This window comes from Streptomyces europaeiscabiei, from assembly GCF_036346855.1.
GTDB classification, from domain to species: Bacteria; Actinomycetota; Actinomycetes; order Streptomycetales; family Streptomycetaceae; genus Streptomyces; species Streptomyces europaeiscabiei.
The window spans coordinates 6,319,519-6,342,499 of record NZ_CP107841.1; the positions used below are offsets into that span (position 1 = coordinate 6,319,519).

Annotated in this window: 19 protein-coding genes; 5 read left to right on the forward strand and 14 right to left on the reverse strand. The window is 72.0% G+C overall.

From position 1 onward, the window contains the following. Positions 1–131 precede the first annotated feature (131 nt). From OG858_RS27645 to OG858_RS27675, 7 genes are all read right to left on the reverse strand, one after another. Positions 132–1,616: an ATP/GTP-binding protein gene (locus OG858_RS27645; protein ID WP_319066323.1), complete on the reverse strand. Its 1,485-nt coding sequence runs from the start codon at positions 1,614–1,616 to the stop codon at positions 132–134. Further along, a complete protein-coding gene (locus OG858_RS27650; RefSeq protein WP_319066321.1) occupies positions 1,613–3,106 on the reverse strand; it encodes an SCO6880 family protein in 1,494 nt (497 codons plus the stop codon). Before OG858_RS27650 ends, OG858_RS27645 begins: the two co-directional genes overlap by 4 nt. A gap of 180 nt (positions 3,107–3,286) precedes the next feature. Continuing rightward, positions 3,287–4,462 (reverse strand): hypothetical protein, encoded by a 1,176-nt coding sequence (locus OG858_RS27655; protein ID WP_086749889.1) that lies wholly within the window; start codon positions 4,460–4,462, stop codon positions 3,287–3,289. Between the two features lies 1 nt (position 4,463). Next, a complete protein-coding gene (locus tag OG858_RS27660; protein WP_086749890.1) occupies positions 4,464–5,246 on the reverse strand; it encodes a hypothetical protein in 783 nt (260 codons plus the stop codon). 31 nt (positions 5,247–5,277) lie between these two features. Continuing rightward, a complete protein-coding gene (locus tag OG858_RS27665) occupies positions 5,278–5,574 on the reverse strand; it encodes a hypothetical protein (protein ID WP_037693804.1) in 297 nt (98 codons plus the stop codon). A gap of 851 nt (positions 5,575–6,425) precedes the next feature. Beyond that, the gene (locus OG858_RS27670) at positions 6,426–6,686 is read right to left on the reverse strand and encodes a hypothetical protein (protein WP_086749891.1); all 261 of its coding nucleotides are present in this window, start codon (positions 6,684–6,686) and stop codon (positions 6,426–6,428) included. Continuing rightward, entirely contained in the window at positions 6,683–7,231 is a 549-nt protein-coding gene (locus tag OG858_RS27675) for a DUF6668 family protein (protein ID WP_086749892.1), read from the reverse strand. Before OG858_RS27675 ends, OG858_RS27670 begins: the two co-directional genes overlap by 4 nt. A 291-nt stretch (positions 7,232–7,522) precedes the next feature. Between OG858_RS27675 and OG858_RS27680 the strand changes: the two genes are divergently transcribed. From OG858_RS27680 to OG858_RS27695, 4 genes are all read left to right on the forward strand, one after another. Then, complete coding sequence (locus OG858_RS27680; RefSeq protein ID WP_086749893.1) at positions 7,523–8,557, forward strand: peptidoglycan DD-metalloendopeptidase family protein; 1,035 nt, start codon at positions 7,523–7,525, stop codon at positions 8,555–8,557. 113 nt (positions 8,558–8,670) lie between these two features. After that, complete coding sequence (locus OG858_RS27685) at positions 8,671–9,447, forward strand: hypothetical protein (protein ID WP_256960624.1); 777 nt, start codon at positions 8,671–8,673, stop codon at positions 9,445–9,447. 7 nt (positions 9,448–9,454) lie between these two features. Beyond that, positions 9,455–11,935, forward strand: coding sequence for a hypothetical protein (locus OG858_RS27690; protein ID WP_328544313.1), 2,481 nt, complete (start codon positions 9,455–9,457; stop codon positions 11,933–11,935). Then, positions 11,925–12,701, forward strand: coding sequence for a hypothetical protein (locus OG858_RS27695; RefSeq protein ID WP_328544312.1), 777 nt, complete (start codon positions 11,925–11,927; stop codon positions 12,699–12,701). The genes OG858_RS27690 and OG858_RS27695 overlap by 11 nt, the downstream gene beginning before the upstream one ends. Positions 12,702–12,752: 51 nt before the next feature. Here OG858_RS27695 and OG858_RS27700 read toward each other — a convergent pair whose 3' ends face one another. From OG858_RS27700 to OG858_RS27710, 3 genes are all read right to left on the reverse strand, one after another. Then, positions 12,753–13,709 carry a M28 family metallopeptidase gene (locus OG858_RS27700; protein ID WP_328544311.1) on the reverse strand — a complete coding sequence of 319 codons (957 nt, stop codon included), beginning with the start codon at positions 13,707–13,709 and terminating at the stop codon, positions 12,753–12,755. 119 nt (positions 13,710–13,828) lie between these two features. Then, entirely contained in the window at positions 13,829–14,788 is a 960-nt protein-coding gene (gene rarD / locus OG858_RS27705; protein WP_328544310.1) for an EamA family transporter RarD, read from the reverse strand. 256 nt (positions 14,789–15,044) lie between these two features. After that, a complete protein-coding gene (locus tag OG858_RS27710; protein ID WP_086748553.1) occupies positions 15,045–15,899 on the reverse strand; it encodes an SDR family oxidoreductase in 855 nt (284 codons plus the stop codon). Positions 15,900–15,990: 91 nt separating this feature from the next. On the opposite strand from OG858_RS27710, the gene OG858_RS27715 reads away from it, so the two are divergent. Then, complete coding sequence (locus OG858_RS27715; protein WP_179200989.1) at positions 15,991–16,386, forward strand: winged helix-turn-helix transcriptional regulator; 396 nt, start codon at positions 15,991–15,993, stop codon at positions 16,384–16,386. Between the two features lie 67 nt (positions 16,387–16,453). On the opposite strand, the gene OG858_RS27720 is transcribed toward OG858_RS27715, so the two are convergent. The 4 genes from OG858_RS27720 to OG858_RS27735 all read right to left on the reverse strand — a co-directional run bounded on the left by OG858_RS27720 (position 16,454) and on the right by OG858_RS27735 (position 22,762). Further along, on the reverse strand, positions 16,454–17,542 hold the full coding sequence (locus OG858_RS27720) for a 2-oxoacid:ferredoxin oxidoreductase subunit beta (RefSeq protein ID WP_086748555.1): 1,089 nt from the start codon (positions 17,540–17,542) through the stop codon (positions 16,454–16,456). After that, the gene (locus OG858_RS27725) at positions 17,535–19,472 is read right to left on the reverse strand and encodes a 2-oxoacid:acceptor oxidoreductase subunit alpha (RefSeq protein WP_086748556.1); all 1,938 of its coding nucleotides are present in this window, start codon (positions 19,470–19,472) and stop codon (positions 17,535–17,537) included. Before OG858_RS27725 ends, OG858_RS27720 begins: the two co-directional genes overlap by 8 nt. A 284-nt stretch (positions 19,473–19,756) precedes the next feature. Beyond that, a complete protein-coding gene (locus OG858_RS27730) occupies positions 19,757–20,416 on the reverse strand; it encodes a response regulator transcription factor (protein ID WP_319066409.1) in 660 nt (219 codons plus the stop codon). Positions 20,417–21,430: 1,014 nt separating this feature from the next. After that, positions 21,431–22,762: a sensor histidine kinase gene (locus OG858_RS27735; RefSeq protein ID WP_086749959.1), complete on the reverse strand. Its 1,332-nt coding sequence runs from the start codon at positions 22,760–22,762 to the stop codon at positions 21,431–21,433. Positions 22,763–22,981: the final 219 nt, after the last annotated feature.

Below are 22,981 nucleotides of genomic sequence, written 5' to 3' on the forward strand. Positions count from 1 at the left end.
AAGCAGGGGCTGCGCCCCGTGCTTTTCGTCTTCGGGGGCGCGGGGAACTGCGCGAGAAGCCCCACCGACCCGCACCCGCCGACGCACCTGCACCCGCACCTGCACCTGCACCCGCACCCGCACCCCCGAGCTCACGGGCGCCCGGTCTTCGAAAGCGTCGGCTTCGGCGTCCACCTCGTGTTCGTGTTGTGCAACTCCCTCTCCGTGTCCGTGATCGACACCTTGATCGGGATCCCCGGCCGTCCGCCCACCTTGATCAGGAAGCGCCCACGGCCCGGCGGTTCCTCGTTGCCGCCCGTGCTGGCCCAGCCGGGCGGGGACGACCAGGACGACACAAGGTCGATCTCGCGCTCCGACAGGCCGACGATCTCGCCGAGTTCCTTCATCTCCGTACGGGGGAGGCCGGCGCACACGACCATCCCGGCCCGCTCCACGAAGCCGCGCGCCTTCGCCCGGTCGGCCGCGCTGCCCAGCGCCTCCGCGTCCTTCAGGGTGTGCGTGATCTTCGCGTCGCCGAGGCCGAGGGAGCGGTTGAGGCGGGTGAGCGCGTCGATGCGTTCGACGATGCCGGAGGCGGCGCGCAGGGGGCGCCAGAGTTCGTCGAGGACCGTGAAGAACCAGCGCTGCGGAGCCAGGCCCGCGTCCGCGAGGGCGTGGGCCGCCGCGACCGTGCCGAGGCCGTCCGACCACGCCGCCAGCATCGCCGCGGCCGTGAGCTGCGTGTCCGCCTCACCGATGCGGGAGATGTCGACGCAGACGGCGGGCGCGGCCGGGTTGATGCGGGTGGAGGTCTCGGAGGCGAAGGTGCCGCCCAGCGGGCCGTCCAGGACGCCCAGCAGCGAACGGTGGAGCGGGTCCACCGCCTCCTGGTAGCGCGCCACATCGCCGCGGTCCAGGGTGACCGCGCGGACCCGGTCCGGGCCCTCGTCCAGCACCTTCAGCAGGTCGGGCAGCAGCGGGGCACGCCCCGGCTTCGCACGTTCCGTCAGATGGTGCAGGCACGCGGACAGCACCGACTGCTCGTGGTCGTCCATCGGGCGGCCCCGGACGATGGTGATGAGCGCCGCGACCATGTTCAGCACCCGGCCGTGCGCCTCCGCCGCCAGGATCCGGCCCCGCTCGCCGCCGATCCGGAGCGCCGCCTCGCCCATCGCACCGGGGTCGAGGACGTTGATGCCGCCCACCCCGCGCCCGATGGAGATCACCTGGCCGCCGAGCGCCCGTACGGTGTCGGCGTAGTCCGGCTTGAGGTCGCCGAGGACCAGCGGGGTGACACCGGTCGCGCACATGCCGATCAGCATCCGGTTGACCAGCGTGGACTTGCCGAGGCCGGGCATGCCGAGCATGAAGAGGGACGGGTTGGAGATGTAACGGGCGCGGGTGAACCAGGAGATGGGGTCGCCGCAGACGGTGGCACCCGTGTGCAGGTGCTGGCCAAGCGGCACCCCGGTCATGGGGGCGCCGGAGCCCGCCGCGAAGGGCCACAGACCGCACGCCTGGACCGTCGTCGCCCGCCACAGGGCGGGCGGGTCGACATGACCGACCTGGCCGCCGCCGGGGCCGAACCACCCACGCGGGGGCGCGGTCTGAGGACGTACGGCAGCGCGCTTGCTCACAGCGCCTCCCTGATCTGGTACGGAACGAGGGTGTGCTCCCACGGCAGCAGGCCGACGGGGAGCGTGCAGGTGAACGCCGAGGCCTGCATACGGTCGGCGGGGCGCATCAGGACACGGGAGGACGCCTGGAGGTTGCGTACGGTGATCGCCGCGTCCGGCAGCTGCTCCTCGCTGTCCACGGTGACCGTCATCATCAGTGAGAACTCCACGAGCCCGGCGCCCGCCGCCTCCTCGGCCGCGGTCTGCTCCGCCGCCTGCATCTCGGAACTGGCCCGCGCCTGGACCAGCCCCCGCTTCGAGCCCGCCATGAAGTGCGCGGTGCGCCGGTCGGCCTCGACGATGCGGGCGGAGGTCGCCGGGTCGATCGGGCGGTAGACCAGCGAGACCCGCTTGCGGCGCGTGCCCGACGCCGGCTCCAGCAGGCCCCGCAGCACGCTGGACCGGACCGTGCCGCGCGGCGCCAGCGTCAGCATCCACGTCCGCGAGACACCCGAGTCGTGCTTGTACGCCTGCACCGACTCCACGGCGGCCGCCGGGCCCGCGTCCGCCCAGTCCAGGCCGGTCGTGGAGTGCTCGGCCCGCGCGCTCAGCACATCGGGGGCGACTGCGGGGTCGTACGCCACCCGTACGACCTCGGCGAGCCGCTCGGCGGACAGTGGATAGGCGGAGCCGCCGCCCGCCGCGACCAGGCCCGACAGCAGGCCGGGCAGCCGCATCGACAGGTCGGTGATGACGTCCTGGACGTCCCGCTTGGGGCCGCCGGTGGGGCCGTAGGTGAGGGCGATGTACGTGTGCATCTCGGAGGAGGCGGAGGGGTAGCGCGCGACGACCTCCTCCATGACCGCGCGGGCCGCGGCCGGGGCGTCCGGCGCGATGCGCGGCAGGACCTCGGCGGCCAGCCGGGTCCCGGTGTCCGGCGCGGTCTCCACGACGACCTGGGCGCCGCGCAGGCCCGGCTCGTGCGAGAGCCGGGCGAGCCAGTCGCCCCACGACGCCACCCAGATGTCGACCTGCTCGGGGTCGACCAGCGAACCGCCGTCCGGCTCGCAGGCCAGGACCACCGTGGAGAGGTTGCGGCCGGGGTGGTGGAGGACGCCGAAGGCGCGGTTGTAGGCGTCGCGGCCCTCGTACATCCTGGTGCGGGCGAGCAGGCCCGGTGGGTGGTAGCGGCCGCCGGGACGCTTGGAGAGCGGGCCGGAGACGTATGTGGTCGAGCCGTTCGCCTTGCGCCTGAGCCAACCGATACGCACCGCGGCCACCTGGTAGATGTTGCGGCCGTCCACCGTGCGCAGCGCGAGCGGGGCGAGGAAGAGGCCGAGGGGGATGAGGACGAGGATCGCGGCCGTCAGCGAGACCAGCGAGGCGAGCAGTGCGACCAGGAGTCCGCCGAAGGCTACGACGGTGCCGAGCAGGCCCAGCGGGCCGAGGCCGGGACGGCGGGGTCTGCGCCAGTTTCCGTAGGTGGGACGCGTGAGGGCGTCGGTGGACATGGGGTTCCTTCTTCCGGCTGAGGTCGCTGGTTCTGAGTGCCTACGAGCTCGGTGGTTCTGTGTCGGATGGCAGCCGCGGGTGAGTGGGGGCTGATCCCGCCCACGCGGCGGAGCCGCAGATGGATACAGCCCCGCGCCCCTGGAAAGAGGGCCTGCGGCCCCTTTCCAGGGGCTTGGGGGCTACTGGTTGTGGCCCTTCATCCCGTCGTTGTCGTCGAGGGAGCCGGCGACCTCGGACGCCGCCTGCATGCCCGTCTGCACGACGACCGCGGCGGCCTGGACCGCGACGGCCGCGCCCGCCGTGGCCGCACCCGCGGCGGCTGTACCGGCCGCCGCGCCGGCGCCACCGGCCCCGCCCGCGGAGGAACCCGCGCCGGCGGAGGGCGAGCCCTGCGGACCCGCGGAGCCACCGCCTCCGCCACCGCCTCCGCCCCCGCCGGCGGCGCCGCCCGCGATGCTGACCGCGCCGGAGGCCATGTTGTTGGCGGCGCCCAGCGCGACCGTGCCGCCGGAGGTGCCGCCCAGGGCGGCCGTGGCGGGGACGATCAGCTTGAGCAGGGCGGGCAGGGCGAACACAGCCATGATCAGCATGCCCATGCCCGCGATGACCTGGTTCAGGTCCTTGGTGTCCTTGGTCATCGAGGTGGCCGAGTAGATGATCAGGGCCGCCGCCGGCTTGTACAGCAGCCAGGCCGCGAGCCAGCCGATGTGCTTCTTCCACCAGCCCTCGCCCCACCCGGTCATCGAGGAGACAGCGGCCAGCGGCAGCGTGCCGACCAGCATGATCAGGACACCGATGCGGATGTACATCAGCACGATCTGCACGAAGCTCGACAGCATCACCAGCAGACCGAAGATCAGCACCAGGCCCGGCTGGTTGAGCGTCAGCACGCCCAGCATCTCGGCGGCCTTGTCACCGAGGTCGGCTCTCGCGTACACGTCCTTGGCGTAGGCGTCCGACGCCGTCATGAGGGCCGTGACCACGGGGACGGAGGCGGCACCGACGAGGATGACCTTCCACATCCCCATGAACGCCTGTTTCATCGGCTGGCCCTTGCGGTCCACGGCCATCCGGATGGCGGCGAGCAGCAACGAGGCCACCGCCACGTAGGCGACGATCCAGTTGATCTCCGCGGTGATCTGCCCGATGGGACTGGCCGAGGTGGCCTGCCCGTGGCCGCCGCCGTTTCCCGACGGGTCCTTCACGTCGATGTTCAGCCAGACGCCGTTCAGCGCCTTGAGCACCTCCGCCGCGCCGTCGCCGATCGCCTTGGCGAAGACGACCACGGCACCCTCGGTGAACTGTTTTCCGCCCTCTTCGATGAGACAGTCGTAGATCTTCCAGGAGCAGGCCATCTCACGCCTCCCAGGTGACGAAGCCGTCGGTGCCGCTCACCTGCGACACACCGCTGTACACCGTGCCGTCCGGGTCGGGGGAGAGCTTCCAGTCGCCGTCCTGCCAGCGCACGGTCACCGAGGCGGAGCCGAAGCCGCCGTCGCCCATGCCGCGCACCAGGACCATCACGGTCGCCTGCGTCTCGTCGTACGACAGGACCGTGAAGCCGGCGTAGCCACCGGCGTCCGGCGAGCCAGTGGTGGACTTGTCGGCCTCCTGGGAGCGGCTGGCGATCAGTGCGTCGCGGCCCGCGCCCGGCACGACCTGCCGGTCGACGACCTTGCGCCAGCCGTCGTAGCTGAGGTGGTCGGTGATGGAGTGGGCGGCCATGACGGCCCCCAGCGGGGTGTGCGCGAAGCAGGACCAGACCGGTCCGTCGTACTTCAGCGGGCCCGCCGCCTTCGAGACCGGGACCAGACCGGTGCCGTTGGCCTTCCAGTGGAAGTCGCGCGGCGCCCCGGTGGGCTTGGCCTGGTCACGGTCGTCGGTGCGGCAGCCGGCGGGCCGGGCGTCCGAAGTCCCCTTGCCGTCCGACGACTTCGACGCCGAGGTCGAGGTCGGCTCCGGGTTCGGATCGCCGGAAGAACCGGCCGACCCCTCGCCGCCGTCGCCCGTCACCGCGAAGAGGACCGCGAGGACGAGCAGCACCACCAGGAACCCGGCCGACAGGATCCAGCCCCGCTGCTGCCAGAACGGCTGCTCCCATTCTCCGCTGCCCCCTTGGGGCCGGCCGGAGTTCAGCATCGTCGCTCCCCCTTTCGACGTGCTCGGTCGGCTAGAAGACGAAGTTCACGAGCGGGCCGGCGGTGGCGACCAGGACGCAGCCGCCGAGGACCATGCCGAGTCGGCCCATGTGCTCCGAGCCCTCGCCCCGGCGCATGGAGATCGCCATCATCGCGCCGGTGATCAGCACACCGGCGACGCCCGCGGCGGTGCCGGCCCAGGCGACGATGCCGAGCACGGTGTCGACCTTGCCGGTGAGTTCGGCGGGGGCGTCGCGGTTGGGGTTGGGGACCGTGCCGTCGGCCAGGTAGAGGGACTGATGCGCCTTGGCGGCCATCGCGTGCAGCATGTGGTTTCTCCCCGTTGTCTCGATCGGTCCGCCGTGGGCGGCGGTCCGACGTCAACTGATGTGAGCGGATGGGACATTGGGATGCTTTCGGGGCCGGTGTGAGGTCCCCGGGTTCCCGGTCGCCCTGTGAGCTTGGCGACTCCTGTGAGCCGAAACCAAGCGATGTAGTGATCCAGCACCTGTCGGTGACGTGCTCGTGACAGACGGGAAGCTCTCGTCATGTCCGGGACAGTGATGTGCCGTCAGGAAGGCCGGGACCTGCGGTGAGGGGGTATGGAGTTGCTTGCCAAGGAGTGCGTACGAGGTCGAATTGGCTCGGTCGTGTGATGGCCGGTTTCCGGGCTTGCGGTGTCCTGGGCCGTTCGGGTTGGCGTGGCTGTGCGACCCGGGACGCCGGGTGCAGCGTCAGCGTGCGGGGCCCCTGTTTCCACCGGTGTGATGGTTCGGGGCCTCTCCGTCGCCTCTGGCCGCACCCTCCTTCTGGCTTCTGGCCAGGTCGCGCAGGACCGTGTCCATCGGCGGCCTCCGGCCGCGGGGGCCTCCCGGGCCAGGACCACGCACAGGATGCGTGTCGCCACCACCCGGGGTCGAGTACGCCGGGGTCGAGTACACCGGCGTCGAGTACACCGGGGACCCGTTCGCCCAGGACCGTTCGGGGTGCGCGGCTGAACGGGCTCACTCCCGCTCGGTCCACAGGAAGGGTGGGGCTCGTAAGGGTGTTCGTCATCGGTGTTCGCGATCACCCTTCGTCCCGAGGCGGTTCAGGGCGGTTCAGGGCGGTTCAGGTACGACAGCGGCCCGTCGGTTCCGAGGAACCGACGGGCCGCTGTCCTGTCCTGCCCACCCTCTCCCTACAGCACGAATCCGACGATCGGCCCCGCCGTCGCGCCGATGATGCAGGCGCCCATGACCATGGCGAACTGGGTGAGATGCTCGTCGCCCTCCCCGGACCGCAGCGAGACGGCCATCCGCGAGCCGACGATCAGCAGCCCGCACACACCGGCCGCGGTGACCAGCCAGGCGAGGATGTTCAGCACGTAGTTCAGCTCGTTGGTGACCACCGCCGGAGGTGCGGCCAGCGTTGTGGCGGCGGCGTACAGGGTGCTGCTCATGGGGTCCTCCCGGTCAGACGGGCCAGCGCCGCGCTCTCCCGCGGCGGCGGTCCGGTGAGATCGCCGGTGCGCCAGGCGGGCACCCAGGGCACGCGGTAGACGTCTATGACGGAACCGATCACCTTCACGCGCTGGACGAGCTGCCGGGGCAGCCGGCCGGGCGCGTCCGCGACCAGCACGATCGCGTCGAGGTCGAGCCCCGGCGGCGCGTCGCCCCGGCGGAAGATGTCCAGGGTGTGCGAGACCGCGTCGAGCCCGGCGGCGTGCGTGCGCCCCACCAGGAGCACCGATGCCGGTTCGCCGTGTTCGGGGCGCGGCCAGTTGCGGCCCGTGTCATGGCCGCCGAAGACCGTCGCGAGGGTGGTGGACCCGGCGCCTCCGTGCGTGGCGACCCAGGAGAACCGCCGCGCGCTCGCGGCCGCCCGGGGCGGCGGGTCCTGCGGCCGTGCCTCCGGTTCCACGACCGGCCCACGCACCCAGATCTCCGGCCCGGCCGCCGCCTGTCCTGTGCCCGGCTGCATCACCGCATCACCGCTCTCCACCACTCCCCGTTTCCACCGCTGATCACAGCAATCCGCTCACAGCAGTCTTCCTGAGTCCGGCGTGCCCGTCGCACTCCGGCGCGGTGCTCGCCGCCGGATCCGCGTCCGGCGAGGCCGCCCACCCCCGATCTTCACGGCGTGCGGGCGGCTTGGGAATCGGGACGTGAGTTCCTGCGACGAGCCTGTGACGCGCTGGTGACGCACGGAACGAGGGTGAGCGGCGAGACTCGTCCGACTGGACTCAAGTGGCAGGAACATGACTGAACTTCGCCGCTTCGACGCTGAGGGGAGCAGATGTCCAACGGGGGAGGGTCCGTCACGACCTGGGTCGTCGGCGGCTGCGTGGCGGCGGTGATGATGCCGGTGGTGATGATGGTCGCGGTGAGCGGGGGCAGCGAGGCCGAGGCCGAGGAGCAGGGGGTCGGCGGTGGCCTCAAGTCGGGCCAGGTCCCGGCGGAGTACGTGCCCTGGGTGCTCAAGGCGGGCGCCATGTGCGACGTCATCAAGCCGGCCGTGATCGCCGCGCAGATCGAGGCCGAGTCGGGCTGGAACCCGAACGCCAAGTCCCCGGTCGGCGCCGAGGGGTTGAGCCAGTTCATGCCCGGGACCTGGCCGAGCTGGAGCAAGGACGACGACGGCAACGGCCGCATATCCCCGTACGACCCCGGCGACGCGATCATGGCTCAGGGCCGCTACGACTGCGCCCTCGCCAAGCAGGTCCAGGGCTACAAGGACCGGGGCCAGGCGACCGGCGAGACCCTCGACCTGGCGCTCGCCGCGTACAACGCCGGCCCGGGCGCCGTGCGGCAGTACGGCGGCATCCCGCCCTACACCGAGACCCAGAACTACGTCGTCCGCATCAAGTCCCTCATCGCCAAGTACGAGTCGGTGGACGACCCACCGGGCAAGCTCCCGGACGGCAGGGAGATGGCGCTGCCGCTCTCCGGCAACCCGCCCGTGACCTCCCCCTACGGCTGGCGCATGCACCCCATACTCGGGGTCCGCAAACTGCACACCGGCACCGACTTCGGCGTGGCCGAGGGCAAGCCGGTCCTCGCCGCCCGCGACGGCGAGGTCACCTTCGCGGGCTGGACCAACGGCTACGGCAACCGCGTCGTCATCTCCCACGGCACCATCAACGGCGACCGTGTCTCCACGACCTACAACCACATGCTGCGCGGCCTCAGTGTTCAGGCCGGCGACAAGGTGAAGGTCGGCCAACGGGTCGGCCTGGTCGGCTCGACGGGTTACTCGACGGGCGCACACCTCCACTTCGAGGTGATGCAGAACGGCGCGTACGTGAACCCGGCGCCGTGGTTGGGGCTGTAGCGATGACGAGGGTGATGGGGACGCGGCGCTCCGCGTGGACGACGCGGCCCGCGTGGACGACGCGATGGGCGAGGAAGGACACTGAGGTGAGGAGGGGGACGAGGGTGAACGTGATGCGCGATGCGCGCGGCGGGCGCGGGGGGCGTGACGAGCGCCCCGGGCTGTACGCGACCGCGACCGGGACCGGGGTACTCGGCAGGGCTCGCAGGGCGGGCGCGGTCGCGCTCGCGACGGTGACCGGCGTGGCGGTTCTCGCCGCATGCGGCCTGGAGGATCACCGCGAGACGGCGGCCGGCACCACGGCCTCGTCCGAACCGCCCTTCACGCCCAAGGCGCCCCTGCCGTCCGGTAAACGCCTCGGCCCGGACGCGCACGTCCCGAGTCCCAGCGGTGTCGACGACACGGACGCGACCGCCGTCGCCGAGGCCTGGGTCGAGGTCGCGTACGGCCACGACACGAAGTACGACACCGGCCCGCACGACGCCGTACTGCGCTCCGCCCGCTGGTTCACCGCCGCCAAGGCGAAGGCCGAGCGCTCGTACCGCCCCGCGAGCGGCGCGGGCGACCAGTGGAACTCCTGGGCCGCGCACGAGGCGTGGACCACCGTCGAGGTGGAACAGGACGACGACGGCGACGCACCGTCCGACTCCTCGCGGGACGCCTACCGCGCCCTCTTCGTCGACGGCACGGCACACGGCCGCGACGGCTGGACCGGGACCGGCCCCCAGGCCACGGTCTACGTGAAGCTGGCTCGTTCGGGCAAGGACGAGCCATGGCGGGTGGACGAGGTGCGTACGGTGGAGGCAGAGGTGTCGGCACCGGACCCGTCCGGCCCGGACTCCGCCGCCTCGTCCACGACTTCTCCTTCTCCTTCTGCCCGACCCGAGTGAGGGAACGATGACTCGACTCAGCCGCGAACAGAAGCGGGAACTCAAGCGCGCGGGGCGTGCGTCGGCCGGGCTGACCCCGATCGACGTGCGCGTCTCCGCCGAGGCCGGTGCGAGTGTCGGCGGCATGTCGGTGCCCCCGGCCGCCGGGGAGTCCCTCCAGGCCGCCGCCCTCGACTACCTCCACCGCCTCGCCCTCGCCACCGGCCACCCCGTCCTCGCCACCGTCCACGACGAGCGCATCGGTTACGTCGTCCCCCTCCAGATCCACGTCGACGGCTCCAGCCAGTACGCCGGGGAACCCGTGCGGGTGAGCGAGCCGAAGGGGTTCGCGGGAGCGCCGGGAAGTGGGGGAGGCCTCAGGGCCGGGGCCGCGCACGAGAGTGCCGCCGTGCCGGCCCACCTCGGCGAGGAGGCGGCCCGATGGGCGGCACCGGAGCCGTCGGCGCCCGTGCAAGGGCCCCGCCGTGACCGGTCGACCCACGTACTGCGCGCGGTGCCGGAGTCGGCAGCCGTCGAGCCGGAACTTCCGGAAGAGCAGAGCCAGTTGGGCCGCCCCACCGGTACGGCACCCCACACACCGTCACCACCGCAGGCCCACCCGCATCACCAGGTCCGGCCGGAGCCGCAGTGGCAGGCCCAGGCCCAGGCTGAGCATGCATCGCAGCCGGACGTACGGCCGCAGGTTCAGGGCGAGCGTCAGCCGCGGGCCGAGTGGCAGCCGCAGTCGGACGGACAGTCCCAGCCGCACGGGCAGCCGCAGGCCCAGGCCCAGGCGCGGCCGCAGTGGCAGGCTCAGGGAGACCGGGAGCCGTCGGCACACCCCGAGCCGCAGGCTCAGCCGGATGTGAACCCGCAGGCCCACGCACGGCCGGAGCCTCAGTCGCCCTCCCACCCGCAGCCGAAGCGGGAGCCCAGGACGCTCCCGCTGTCGGCGGCGAAGCCCGCGCCCGCACCGGAGCCCCCCGCACCCGCACCCGCACCCGCGCACGCGCCGGAGCCGGCCGCTGCCGAGGTGACGTCGGACCAGCCCCCGGTGGAGCCCATGGCGGAACCCGTGGCCGCGGTGGCCCCGGAGGCGAAGCGTGAGCCCCGGACGATGCCGCTCACGGCGGCGAAGGAGAAGCCGGGACAGCTGGTGGAGCCGGTGTCGGGCGGGGTTCCGCCGTCGACGTTCGTGCTGCGCGCGGTGCCGGAACCGACGGAGGGGCCCTTGGCGAAGCCGCAGCCGCCCCGCACGCCGGGCCTCCAGTTGACCCTGGCGGGCATTCCCACGGATCCGGACAACACCCCCCCGACACCCGAGCCCACCCGCGAGGCCGCCCCGGCCGCCGGCACCGTCTCACCCCCGACGGGCGAGTTCGGCCCGGCGCCGGACCAGGAGCTGCCTGCGCCCCAGGCCCGGACGACCCCCCGGGCCTGGCACCCGGACCAGGCCGACATCCCGCCCGTGACCCCGCCGGACACTCCACGGCCGACCCCGGCCTCCCTGGAGCCGCAGCAGCGGCCCCCGAGCCGGACCTCGGCGCCCGTAGGGGACTTCGCGCACGCACCGGATGCCGAACCGTCTCCGGAGGCGCAGTCCTGGACTCCGGGCGGGACGGCCCCGGTGCGGCCCCCCGCCCCCACGCCGGACGCCGTGGCCTCCCCGGAGTCGAGCAACGCGTCGCTGAATCCGCAGCCCTGGCCCCCGGCCCCGGCCGACGACCCCTCTCCGGAGACGACGGACGAGCCGACACCGTCCTCGGACTCGGGTCCCGCCTCGCTGGAGCCCCAGCCCTGGCCGCCGACACCGCCCCCGATGCCGCCCCACACGACGGCCCCGGTTCCCGCTCCTGAACCCGTACCCTTCGCGCCGGCCCCTCCGGAGGAGTCCGCGACGGACGCCTACTCGGCTCCCGAGTGGAAGGTGCTGGAGGAGGAGGACAGCGCGCCGAAGCCCGCACCAGTACGGGAGTTCGACGCGGTGGCCGAGTCGGTGCTGGACATGCCGACGGAGGACGGCGGTACGGCGTCACCGTTCGCGGAGTCCGTGTCGCACATCAACGAGGCGGTGAAACTGGGCCGCATCCAGGAGGCCGCGGAGATGGCCGAGCAGACGGTCGCCCAGGCGACGGCGGCGCTGGGCCCGCAGCACCAAGAGGTGTTGAAGCTCCGCGAACTCACCGCCTACATCGCCTACTTGGCCGGAGACGCCCTCCGCTCCTTCCACCTCTCCCTCGACCTGGCCGTCCTCCGCCACCGTCTGCGCGACCAGCGTGCCGCGTACGGCAACGTCCAGAGCGCGGCGGCTGCCTGGCGCGCGGTCCGCGACCCGCTCCAGGGCCTGCACCTGGGCCGCGACCTGATCGCCGTCTGGGCCGACCTCGCCGCCGACGCCGGCCCCGCCGCCGACGACCTGGAACAACTCGAAAAGGCCCGCACCCGCATGACCCGCCTCACCGAGCGGGCCCGCGCCCTCGACGGCGCCCCCTACGCCCATGGCCAGTGACCCCGGCCGAAACCACCGCGGCAGCCGAGCCGGCCGGCCCGGCGGGCAGACATGGGGTGGCGTCGGCAGTCGGGCCGACGGGACGGTCCGCCGGACCGGTGGGCGCGGTGAGGAGCTCCCGGGCGGCTCGGGCAGCAGTCGTCGGGACCCCGCCCGCCACCTCGCCCCTGCTCCCCTCCCCGACGCGGCCCGCCGCCGCTCCCCGTACCCGTCTTCCGAAAGCCCCCGCCCCCGAGTCGAGGTCACGTTCAACGAGTTGACCGGCACGATGAGTTGGCGAGCCCTCGACCGATCGGCGCGCGTGTCCGGGGCCCAGGACGGCGACCCCCGCACCCCTCACCGCCGTACGTCCGAAGCGGCCCCCTGGAACGCCCGCGCCGCAGCCCTGCGTTCCGCCGGTCTGGACCCCTCCCGTGCCCCCGCGCAGGGCGCCGCCCCGATTCCGACGCACCCCGCGGCCGTACGGGCCGCTCTGGGTGTCGACATCGCCTCGCTCAGCCCGGAACAGCGGCAGAGCCACCTGGCCCGGCTCGCCGCCCTCCGCTCCGCAGCGGCCGCCGACCTCGCCCACGGCACCCGCATGCCCACCTCGGCCGCGTCCCGTCTCCGGTCGACGAGTGCGACCCCGGCCCACACCCACGCCCTCGCGGCGGAACGCACCTCGGCGGTCACCCGCACGCGAACACCCGCCGTACCGCAGGGGCAGGGGCAGCGTCCTCCGGGTCCGGGGCCGGGTCCGGGAGCGGCCGCGGGTCCACGCCGCTGACCGATCCCGGAACCGCATCACCCGAAGCACTGCCTACGAGAGGCGCCGCCTCTACTCCGACAGCTCCCACACCGCGTACGCCAGCGCATCACTGTTCCGGTCGAGCGCCGTGTCGTTGATGTTGGACGTGTTGTCGCAGGACGAGTGGTAGCAGCGGTCGAAGGCCTGGCCGGACGTACCGCCCCACTTGGTGACCTGCGCGGCCGTCTTTGCGTGGCTCGCGCCCGTGAAGAGGCCGCCGACGGGGACGCCGGCGCTCTTGAAGGGCGCGTGGTCGGAGCGGCCGTCCCCCTCGGTCTCGATCTCGGTCGGGACACCGATCCCCGTGAAGTAGTCCTTGAAGGTCTGCTCGATGACCGGGTCGTCGTCGTAGACGAAGTACCCGGGGTTCGGCGAACCGATCATGTCGAAGTTGAGGTACCCGCTGATGCGGGCCCGGTTCGCGGTGGACAGGTTGTTGACGTAGAAGCGGGAGCCGACGAGGCCCAGCTCCTCCGCGCCCCACCAGGCGAACCGCAGGTGCTTCGTGGGCTGGTAGTTCGTGCGGGACACGGTCAGAGCCGCCTCCAGCACCGCGGCCGAGCCCGAGCCGTTGTCGTTGATGCCGGCACCTGTGGTGACACTGTCCAGGTGTGAACCGGCCATGACAACCTGGTTGGTGTCGCCGCCGGGCCAGTCCGCGATCAGGTTGTAGCCGGTGCGGCCGCCGGACGTGAAGGACTGCGTGGTGGTGACGAAGCCGGCCGCGTCGAGCTTGCCCTTCACGTAGTTCAGTGACGCGAGGTAGCCGGCGCGGCCGTGGGCTCTGTTGCCGCCGTTGGCCGCGGCGATGGACTGGAACTGGGTCAGGTGGGCCTTGACGTTGGCCACGGGGAGGTCGGGCGCGGCGGCGATCGCCATGTCGGGGGCGGGGGCCGCCCCGGCTATGGACCCGGTGGTGAGCAGCGTGGCCACCGCGACGGCGGCGGCGAGGGCGGTGCGTCCCGTGGCTGGAACAGAGAGCTTCATAGTGGGGGGCTCCGAATTCCATGGGGCCGCCGTGGACGACACTGTTGATGTGTCCATGGCTAACCCGGTGAATGAGGTGCCTGGATGGTGCGGGCGGGACTGACTCTCCGTCAAGGGTGCTATTTGGCCAGCGGGGTTCGCGCCTCAGTGGCTTCGGCGGCGATGGTCAGCTCCTCCAGCCGCCTGCGCGCGCCCCGTGCCGTCCGCAGCGCGTCCCAGGTCAGCAGCGACAGCGCCAGCCACACCAGCGCGAAGCCCGCCCACCGCTCGGGCGGCATGGCCTCGCCGAAGTACCAGACACCCAGCAGGAACTGGAACACCGGCGCCAGGTACTGCAGCAGTCCCAGCGTGGACAGCGGCACCCGGATCGCGGCCGCCCCGAAGCAGACCAGCGGCAGCGCGGTCACCAGTCCGGTCGCGGCGAGGAGCAGGGCGTGCACCGTCCCCTCCGGGCCGAAGGTGGCGTCCCCCCGTGACCCCAGCCACAGCAGATAGGCCAGCGCGGGCAGGAACTGGATCGCGGTCTCCGCGGCGAGCGACTCGACGCCGCCCAGGTTGACCTTCTTCTTCACGAGCCCGTACGTGGCGAAGGAGAAGGCGAGGCAGAGAGAGATCCACGGCGGCCGCCCGTAACCGATCGTGAGGACGAGGACGGCCGCGAAGCCGATGCCGACCGCCGTCCACTGGACGGGTCGCAGCCGTTCCTTCAGCAGCAGGACGCCGATGGCGATGGTGACGAGCGGGTTGATGAAGTACCCGAGGGAGGCCTCGACCACCTGGTGGGCGTTGACGGCCCAGATGTACACGCCCCAGTTGACGGTGATCACCGTCGCCGCGACCGCGACCAGGGCGAGCCTGCGCGGCTGCCGCAGCAGTTCGCCGGCCCAGGACCAGCGCCGCAGCACCAGCAGCGCGACGCCGACGACCGCGAGGGACCACACCATGCGGTGGGCGAGTATCTCCAGTGCCCCGGAGGGCTTCAGCAGCGGCCAGAAGAGCGGGACGATCCCCCACATCCCGTACGCGGCGAAGCCGTTCAGCAGCCCTGTCCGGTGTTCGCCCCTCGACTGCGCCGCCACGGCCCCTCCTTCTCACCGGCCGCGCCGTCGCGACCCCCAGCCCTCAGGCCCTCACGAGCGCCGTCACGAACGCTCTGTCGAAGGTAACGCCGGGCACCCCCGGCTGTCATGCCCGTATCGGCATACGGTCATGACAGTCGGGGGTGGCTGCCCCTAGGGGGAGTTCGGTGCTCGTGTCCGGGGCGCGTGACCCCCGGGTTCCGGGATGTCCGGCGACGGCCGCGGCCGTCGCCGGACAGGTGACGACTGTGGCGGATCAGCCCTTCAGTGCCACCGCGATCGAGTCCGCGATCGGCGTGGTCGGGCGGCCGATGAGGCGGGAGAGGTCGCCGGAGGAGACGACCAGCTCGCCCTTCTCGATGGACGCGTCGACGCCCGCGAGGATCGCCGGCAGCGGCTCGGGAAGTCCGACGCCGGCCAGGATGCCGGTGAGGACATCGACGGAGACGGCGTTGTTCGCTATCTCCTTGCCGGTCTGCCCGCTCAGCTCGGCCGCGTACTCGGCGAAGCTCCAGGCGACGTCGCCGCCGAGCTCGTACGTCTGGTTCTCGTGGCCCTCACCGGTGAGCACGGCGACCGCGGCGGCCGCGTAGTCCGCGCGGGTCGCGGAGGAGACGCGGCCCTCGCCGGCGGCGTGCGTGACGGCGCTGTACTCCAGCACCGGCGCGAGCTGCTCGGTGTAGTTCTCGTTGTACCAGCCGTTGCGCAGCAGGACGTACGGCAGACCGGAGGCGAGCAGCGCCTCCTCGGTGCCCCGGTGGTCGTTCGCGAGCGCGGCCTTCAGGCTGCCCGGCGCGCTGGTGTACGCGAGGAGCGCGACCCCGGCCGCCTTGGCGGCGTCGATCACGACCTTGTGCTGGCCCACCCGGTCGGCGCCGATCTCGCTGCCGGAGATCAGCAGCACCTTGTCACCGGCGGCGAGGACGCCGTCGAAGGTCTCGGGGGCGCTGTAGTCGGCGACGACGACCTTCACGCCGCGCGCGGCGAACCCGGCGGCCTTCTCCGCGCTGCGGACGACGGCCGTGATCTGCTCGGCCGGGACATTCTCCAGCAGCCCCTCGACGACGAACTTGCCGAGGTGTCCGGTCGCTCCGGTGACAACGATGCTCATGGTGAAACTCCTCCAGGGGGCGGGATGCGCCACTAACCCTAGGGGGTGCGCTAACTCTACGAAAGTACCCACTTTGAAGTAAGGTACTGGCATGGCCGTAAGTAGGGTGTCGACCCAGCCCGCGAGCAAGCACGACATGAACGGCGAGGGTCTGTGCCCCTACCGCCTGGTTCTGGAGCATGTCACCAGTCGCTGGGGCGTCCTCGTCCTGATCGAGCTGCTGGAGCGGCCGTACCGCTTCAGCGAGCTGCGCCGGGCCATCGGCCGCGTCAGCGAGAAGATGCTCACCCAGACCCTCCAGACCCTGGAGCGCGACGGCCTCGTCCACCGCGATGCCAAGCCCGTCATCCCGCCCCGCGTCGACTACTCCCTCACCGACCTCGGCCGCGAGGCCGCCGAACAGGTACGCGCCCTGGCGACCTGGACCAAGGACCGCATGGGCGACGTCCAGGAGGCCCGGCAGGCCTACGACGAGGCCCGGGCCTGAGCCGCCCCGGGCCCGGAGGCGGCCGCCATCAGCCGGCCGCCGCCGGCCGCCGCCGGACCGTCCGTCCTCAGCCGACGACCGTCCACGTGTCCCCGCCCGCCAGCAGTGCCGACAGGTCACCCTTGCCGAACTGCTCGATGGCGGAGTCGAGTTGGTCGGCCATCTGGGTGTCGTACACGGGTCGTCGGACGGACCGCAGGACACCGATCGGGGTGTGGTGGAGGGTGTCCGGGTCGGCGAGCCGTGACAGCGCGAACGCGGTGGTCGGGGACGCGGCATGCGCGTCGTGGACCAGGACCCGCGACTCGTTCTCGGGTGTGACGGTGACGACCGACAGATCACCGGTCGCGTCGTCCCGTACGACCCCCCGCGCGCGGTCCGCCCCGAACCGGATCTGCTCGCCGTGCTCCAGCCGGATCACGGCTTCCTCCGCCTGCTGTCGGTCCTTGAGGACCTCGAAGGCGTTGTCGTTGAAGATGTTGCAGTTCTGGTAGATCTCCACCAGGGCCGTACCGGGGTGGGCCGCGGCCTGCCGCAGCACCTCCGTCAGGTGCTTGCGGTCGGAGTCGACGGTCCGCGCCACGAACGACGCCTCCGCCCCGATCGCCAGCGACACCGGGTTGAAGGGCGCGTCCAGCGACCCCATCGGCGTCGACTTGGTGATCTTCCCGACCTCGGAGGTGGGGGAGTACTGGCCCTTCGTCAGGCCGTAGATGCGGTTGTTGAAGAGCAGGATCTTCAGGTTCACATTGCGGCGCAGGGCGTGGATCAGGTGATTGCCGCCGATGGACAGCGCGTCGCCGTCACCGGTCACCACCCAGACGGACAGGTCCCGCCGCGAGGTGGCGAGCCCGGTCGCGATCGCCGGCGCCCGCCCGTGGATCGAGTGCATCCCGTAGGTGTCCATGTAGTACGGGAAGCGGGACGAGCAGCCGATGCCCGAGACGAAGACGATGTTCTCCCGGGCCAGGCCGAGTTCGGGCATGAAGCCCTGGACGGCGGCGAGGATCGCGTAGTCACCGCAGCCGGGGCACCAGCGCACTTCCTGGTCGGACTTGAAGTCCTTCATGGACTGCCGGGCCGTGGCCTTGGGCACGAGGGAGAGCGCCTCGATCACGCCGCCCGTACCCGCGCCTTCCGTGGACCTCTCAGCCATCGATGGCCTCCTTGAGAGCCGTGGCGAGCTGCTCCGCCTTGAACGGCATACCGTTCACCTGGTTGTACGACTGGGCGTCGACCAGGTACTTCGCCCGGACGAGCATGGCGAGCTGCCCGAGGTTCATCTCGGGGACCACCACCTTGTCGTAGCGCCTCAGCACCGCACCCAGATTCCGCGGGAAGGGGTTGAGGTGCCGCAGATGGGCCTGCGCGATGGACTCGCCGGCCGTACGCAGCCGCCGTACCGCCGCCGTGATCGGCCCGTACGTCGACCCCCAGCCCAGCACCAGGGTCCGGGCCTCGTGCGGATCGTCGACCTCGACGTCGGGCACGTCGATCCCGTCGATCTTCGCCTGCCGGGTCCGCACCATGAAGTCGTGGTTGGCCGGGTCGTACGAGATGTTGCCCGTGCCGTCCTGCTTCTCGATGCCGCCGATCCGGTGTTCGAGCCCCGGCGTGCCCGGGATCGCCCAGGGGCGGGCGAGCGTCTGCGGGTCGCGCTTGTAGGGCCAGAAGACCTCGGTGCCGTCGTCGAGGGTGTGGTTGGGCCCCTGGGTGAACTGCACGGTCAGATCCGGCAGTTCGTCGGTCTCGGGGATGCGCCACGGCTCGCTGCCGTTGGCGAGGTAGCCGTCGGACAGCAGGAAGACGGGCGTGCGGTATTTCAGCGCGATGCGGGCGGCCTCGATGGCCGCGTCGAAACAGTCGGCCGGAGTGCGCGGCGCGACGACCGGTACCGGCGCCTCCCCGTTCCTGCCGTACATCGCCTGGAGCAGATCCGCCTGCTCGGTCTTGGTCGGCAGCCCGGTGGACGGCCCGCCGCGCTGGATGTCGATGACGAGCAGCGGCAGTTCGAGCGAGACGGCGAGCCCGATGGTCTCCGACTTGAGTGCCACGCCCGGACCACTCGTGGTGGTCACGGCCAGCGACCCCCCGAACGCGGCCCCCAGCGCGGCCCCGATCCCCGCGATCTCGTCCTCGGCCTGGAAGGTCCGCACACCGAAGTTCTTGTGCCGGCTCAGCTCGTGCAGGATGTCCGAGGCCGGCGTGATCGGGTAGGAGCCCAGGTACAGCGGCAGATCCGCCTGCCGGGACGCCGCGATCAGCCCGTACGACAGTGCCAGGTTCCCGGAGATGTTCCGGTACGTGCCCACGGGGAAGGCGGTGGCGGCCGGCGCGACCTCGTAGCTGACCGCGAAGTCCTCGGTCGTCTCGCCGAAGTTCCACCCGGCGCGGAAGGCGGCGAGGTTGGCGGCCGCGATCTCGGGCTTCTTGGCGAACTTGGCCGCCAGGAACTTCTCGGTGCCCTCGGTCGGCCGGTGGTACATCCACGACAGCAGGCCTAGCGCGAACATGTTCTTGCTGCGCTCGGCCTCCTTGCGGCTGAGGTCGAATTCCTTGAGCGCCTCGACGGTGAGGGTGGTCAGCGGCACCGGATGGACGCTGTATCCGTCCAGCGACCCGTCCTCCAGCGGGCTGGTCGCGTAACCGACCTTCTGCATCGCCCGTTTGGTGAACTCGTCCGTGTTGACGATGATCTCCGCGCCGCGCGGCACGTCACCGATGTTCGCCTTCAGGGCGGCCGGGTTCATGGCGACGAGCACGTTGGGCGCGTCACCCGGGGTGAGGATGTCGTGGTCGGCGAAGTGCAGCTGGAAGCTGGACACACCCGGCAGGGTGCCGGCGGGGGCGCGGATCTCGGCGGGGAAGTTCGGCAGGGTGGAGAGGTCGTTGCCGAAGGACGCGGTCTCGGAGGTGAAGCGGTCGCCGGTGAGCTGCATCCCGTCACCGGAGTCCCCGGCGAACCGAATGATCACCCGATCGAGTCGGCGGACGTCCTTCGTCCCCGCCGGTTTGCGCTGTTCCCTCAGTTCTCCCAGAGCGGCCTCGTCGGCCTGCTCCGCTGGGCTGCTGACCTGGCTGGTCACTGAACTGGACCTCCCTCGGGGCGGCTGTCCGGGAACGGCCGTCCCGCCGGCCCTCCCAAGACCAACCCTACGTCGGCAAGGGTGGCGATCCCCTTAGCTTTTGCCTGCTGGACGCTGTTTCGAGACTGCCGAACGCCCTGACTTGTCACGATTTACCCGTCACTGTCGCTTCCATTGAGGACGCGCACCGCCGGCCGGCGGTTCTCGGGCCGGGCGGCGGGTTGCGAGGGCGGGTGCGGAAGTCGAAGGACCGGTCGACCGCTTACTGACACAGTGTCAGATGGTCATGAATTGAGGTAGGTGAGCACCGCCAGAACACGCCGGTGGTCCCCGTCGCTCGGGGACAGCCCGAGCTTCAGGAAGATGTTGCTGACGTGCTTCTCGACGGCCCCGTCGCTGACGACGAGCTGCCGGGCGATCGCCGAGTTGGTCCGCCCCTCCGCCATCAGCCCCAGCACCTCACGCTCCCGCGGGGTGAGCCCCGCGACCACGTCCTGCTTCCGGCTCCGCCCGAGCAGCTGCGCGACCACCTCCGGGTCCAGCGCCGTACCGCCCCGTGCCACCCGCACCACAGCGTCCACGAACTCCCGCACCTCGGCCACCCGGTCCTTCAACAGGTACCCGACGCCGCGGCTGGACCCCGCGAGCAGTTCGGTGGCGTAGCGCTCCTCCACGTACTGCGACAACACGAGCACCCCCAGTTCCGGATACTGCTTCCGCAGCTGTACGGCAGCCCGCACGCCTTCGTCGGTGTGCGTCGGCGGCATCCGCACATCCGCCACGACCACGTCCGGGAGATCGCCCTGCGCCGCGAACTCCGTGATCGTCTTGATCAGGGCGTTGCCGTCCCCGACCCCCGCCACGACGTCGTGCCCCCGGTCGGTCAGCAGTCGCGTCAGTCCCTCCCGCAACAGCACCGAATCCTCGGCGATGACCACCCGCACCCTGTCCTCCACGCCTTGTCCCCCCACGACACCCACATCCACCCCGGTCGGCCCGTGCTCCGGGCCCGCCCCGTACGACAGCCCCAGCATTCCAGCATCGGAACGCCCGAGCGCTGCGCCGACCGGAGAACAGGGGCAGGAACACCCCACGAACTGGCCGAATGCCGCCCTCGCCCCACCGGACAGGGGATTCAGCGCCGGGCGCTCCGCCTGGAGGGGTGAGGGTTGGGGTGGGGGCGGCTTGGAGGGGCCGGGGGCCGGGGCCATGGAAGCCCGGGTTGGGCCGAGGGCCGAGGGCCGAGGGCCGAGAAGACGTGAACCGGGCGAGTCCGGAAGAGAACACGGAAGCGCGCCCGAGGGTGGTAAGCCCTGGACGCGCTCGCCGGGACATCCTTGACGCAACGTGGGCACGGGCCGCCACGGTCAGGCCCGCTGCCGCTGCTGCCGCTGCTGCCGCCGCTGCCGCCTCTGGCGTCGAGCCGCCCCCCGGCTGCCGTTCGCAGGCCCGCCCTTACCCCAGCTAATTCCCGCCCGGCTGCCGCGCGCCCCCGCGACCGCTGCCGGGCCGCTCTCAGCCGATCACTGTCGGGTCGTGATGCCGGGCGCGCGCCGCCAGGGTCAGGCTGCCGCTGCTGCTGCCGCCTCTGGCGTCGAGCCGCCCCCGGCTGCCGCTCGTAGGCCGCCCTTACCCCAGCTAATTCCCGCCCGGCTGCCGCGCGCCCCCGCGACCGCTGTCGGGCCGCTTTCAGCCGATCACTGTCGGGTCGTGATGCCGGGCGCGCGCCGCCACGGTCAGGCCGCTGCCGCTGCCGCTGCTGCCGCCGCCTCTGGCGTCGAGCCGCCCCCCGGCTGCCGCTCGTAGGCCCGCCCTCATCCAGGGCCCTGGGACCCGGCTCCCGCCCTCGGCCTCGGAGGCCGATGTCTGCTCACGGCCTTCGCCCGCGGGCCCCGGTTCCTGCCCTCGCCGTGGCCCTCAAGCAAGCCCTGGCCCTGCCGTCACCTCAGCTTTCGCCGTCACGCCGCCCGCCACGGCAGCTCTGCCGTCACCCGGGTCGGCCCCCCGGCCGGCGAGTCGACGACGAGGATGCCGTCGACCGCCCCGATCCGCTCGGCGAGCCCCGCCAGGCCGGAGCCGCGCCCGGTGTCGGCGCCGCCCACGCCGTCGTCGGTGACCTGCAGCATCAGGCGGTTCTCGACCTTCCACACATCCACGGTCGCCTGCGAGGCCCCCGCGTGCTTGCTGACGTTCTGCAGCAGCTCGGAGACGGTGAAGTACGCGATGCCCTCGATCGCCGGCACCGGCCGTGCCGGCAGGTCCACGTCCACCACCACCGTCACCGCACACCGCGAGGCGATCGACGACAGCGCCGCGTCGAGCCCCCGGTCGGTCAGCACGGCCGGATGGATGCCCCGCGCGAGATCCCGCAGCTCCTGCAGCGCCGTCTTCACCTCACCGTGCGCCGAGTCCACCATCACCGCCGCCGCCCGCGGGTCCTCCGCCAGCTTCTCCTTCGCCAGCCCCAGATCCATGGCCAACGCCACCAGCCGTGCCTGCGCCCCGTCGTGCAGATCCCGCTCGATCCGCCGCAGATCAGCCGCGGCGGTGTCGATCACGACCCCCCGGTCCGACTCCAGCTCGACCACCCGCGCGCCCAGCCGCGACGGCCCGAGCAGCGCGCTCACCATCCCCCGGTCGACCATCGTCAGCCCCCGCACGATCCACGGCGTGGCCATCGTGAAGAGCAGCCCCACCAGCGCGGTCACGGTCACCTCGAACGGGTTGTTCAGGTACACGGAGTGCGTCTCGTCCCCGTACAACTGCAACCCGTCCTGTCCGGCCCACACGGGGAAGACCCAGAACCACAGCGGATAGGTCAGCATCGCCCACCCGTACGTCCAGAAGGTCACCGCCACCACGAACGAGAACACCGACCACGGGAACTGCACGACCGCGTACAGCAGCTGCCGCCACGACGACCCGCTGCGCAGCACGGCGCCCATCCACGCCATCGCCCCGCGCCCCTTCGGCCGCAACGGCTCCGGCGCGGACACCTCCACCCCGAGCAACGCCCGCGCCCGCGCCCGCTCCAGCGCGCCGAACCCCCGGCACCCGGCCAGCCCCGCCGCCAGCACCGGCACCCCGAGGAACGTGACCAGCAGCCCCGCGCCGACCGACACCATCGTCACGGCGTACGTGAACAACAGGATCCCCACCGGCAGCCCCAGCAGCACATACCCGAGCTCCCGCCGGCTGCGCGCCTCGAACGGCGCCCGCAACCCGGCCGGCATCCGGCGCCGCCGCTCCTCGTCCCAACTCCCGTACCCGTGCCCGTACTCCGTGGCCATCACCGTCGCCCGCCTTCCCTGGTCCCGCACTCCCGATGTCGTACTCCCACCCTGCTCGCCCCGGCCCTGGCGGACCATGGAGCAAGTCGGCGTCTCGACACGGGGGTTTTCCCCACCCCACGCAACCAGAGCCGCGCCCCGAAAGGGGCCCGGGGAACCGCGCGAGCAACAACCACCACGAACCAGCTCCCGCCCACGACGCGACACCCCCACGGAGAA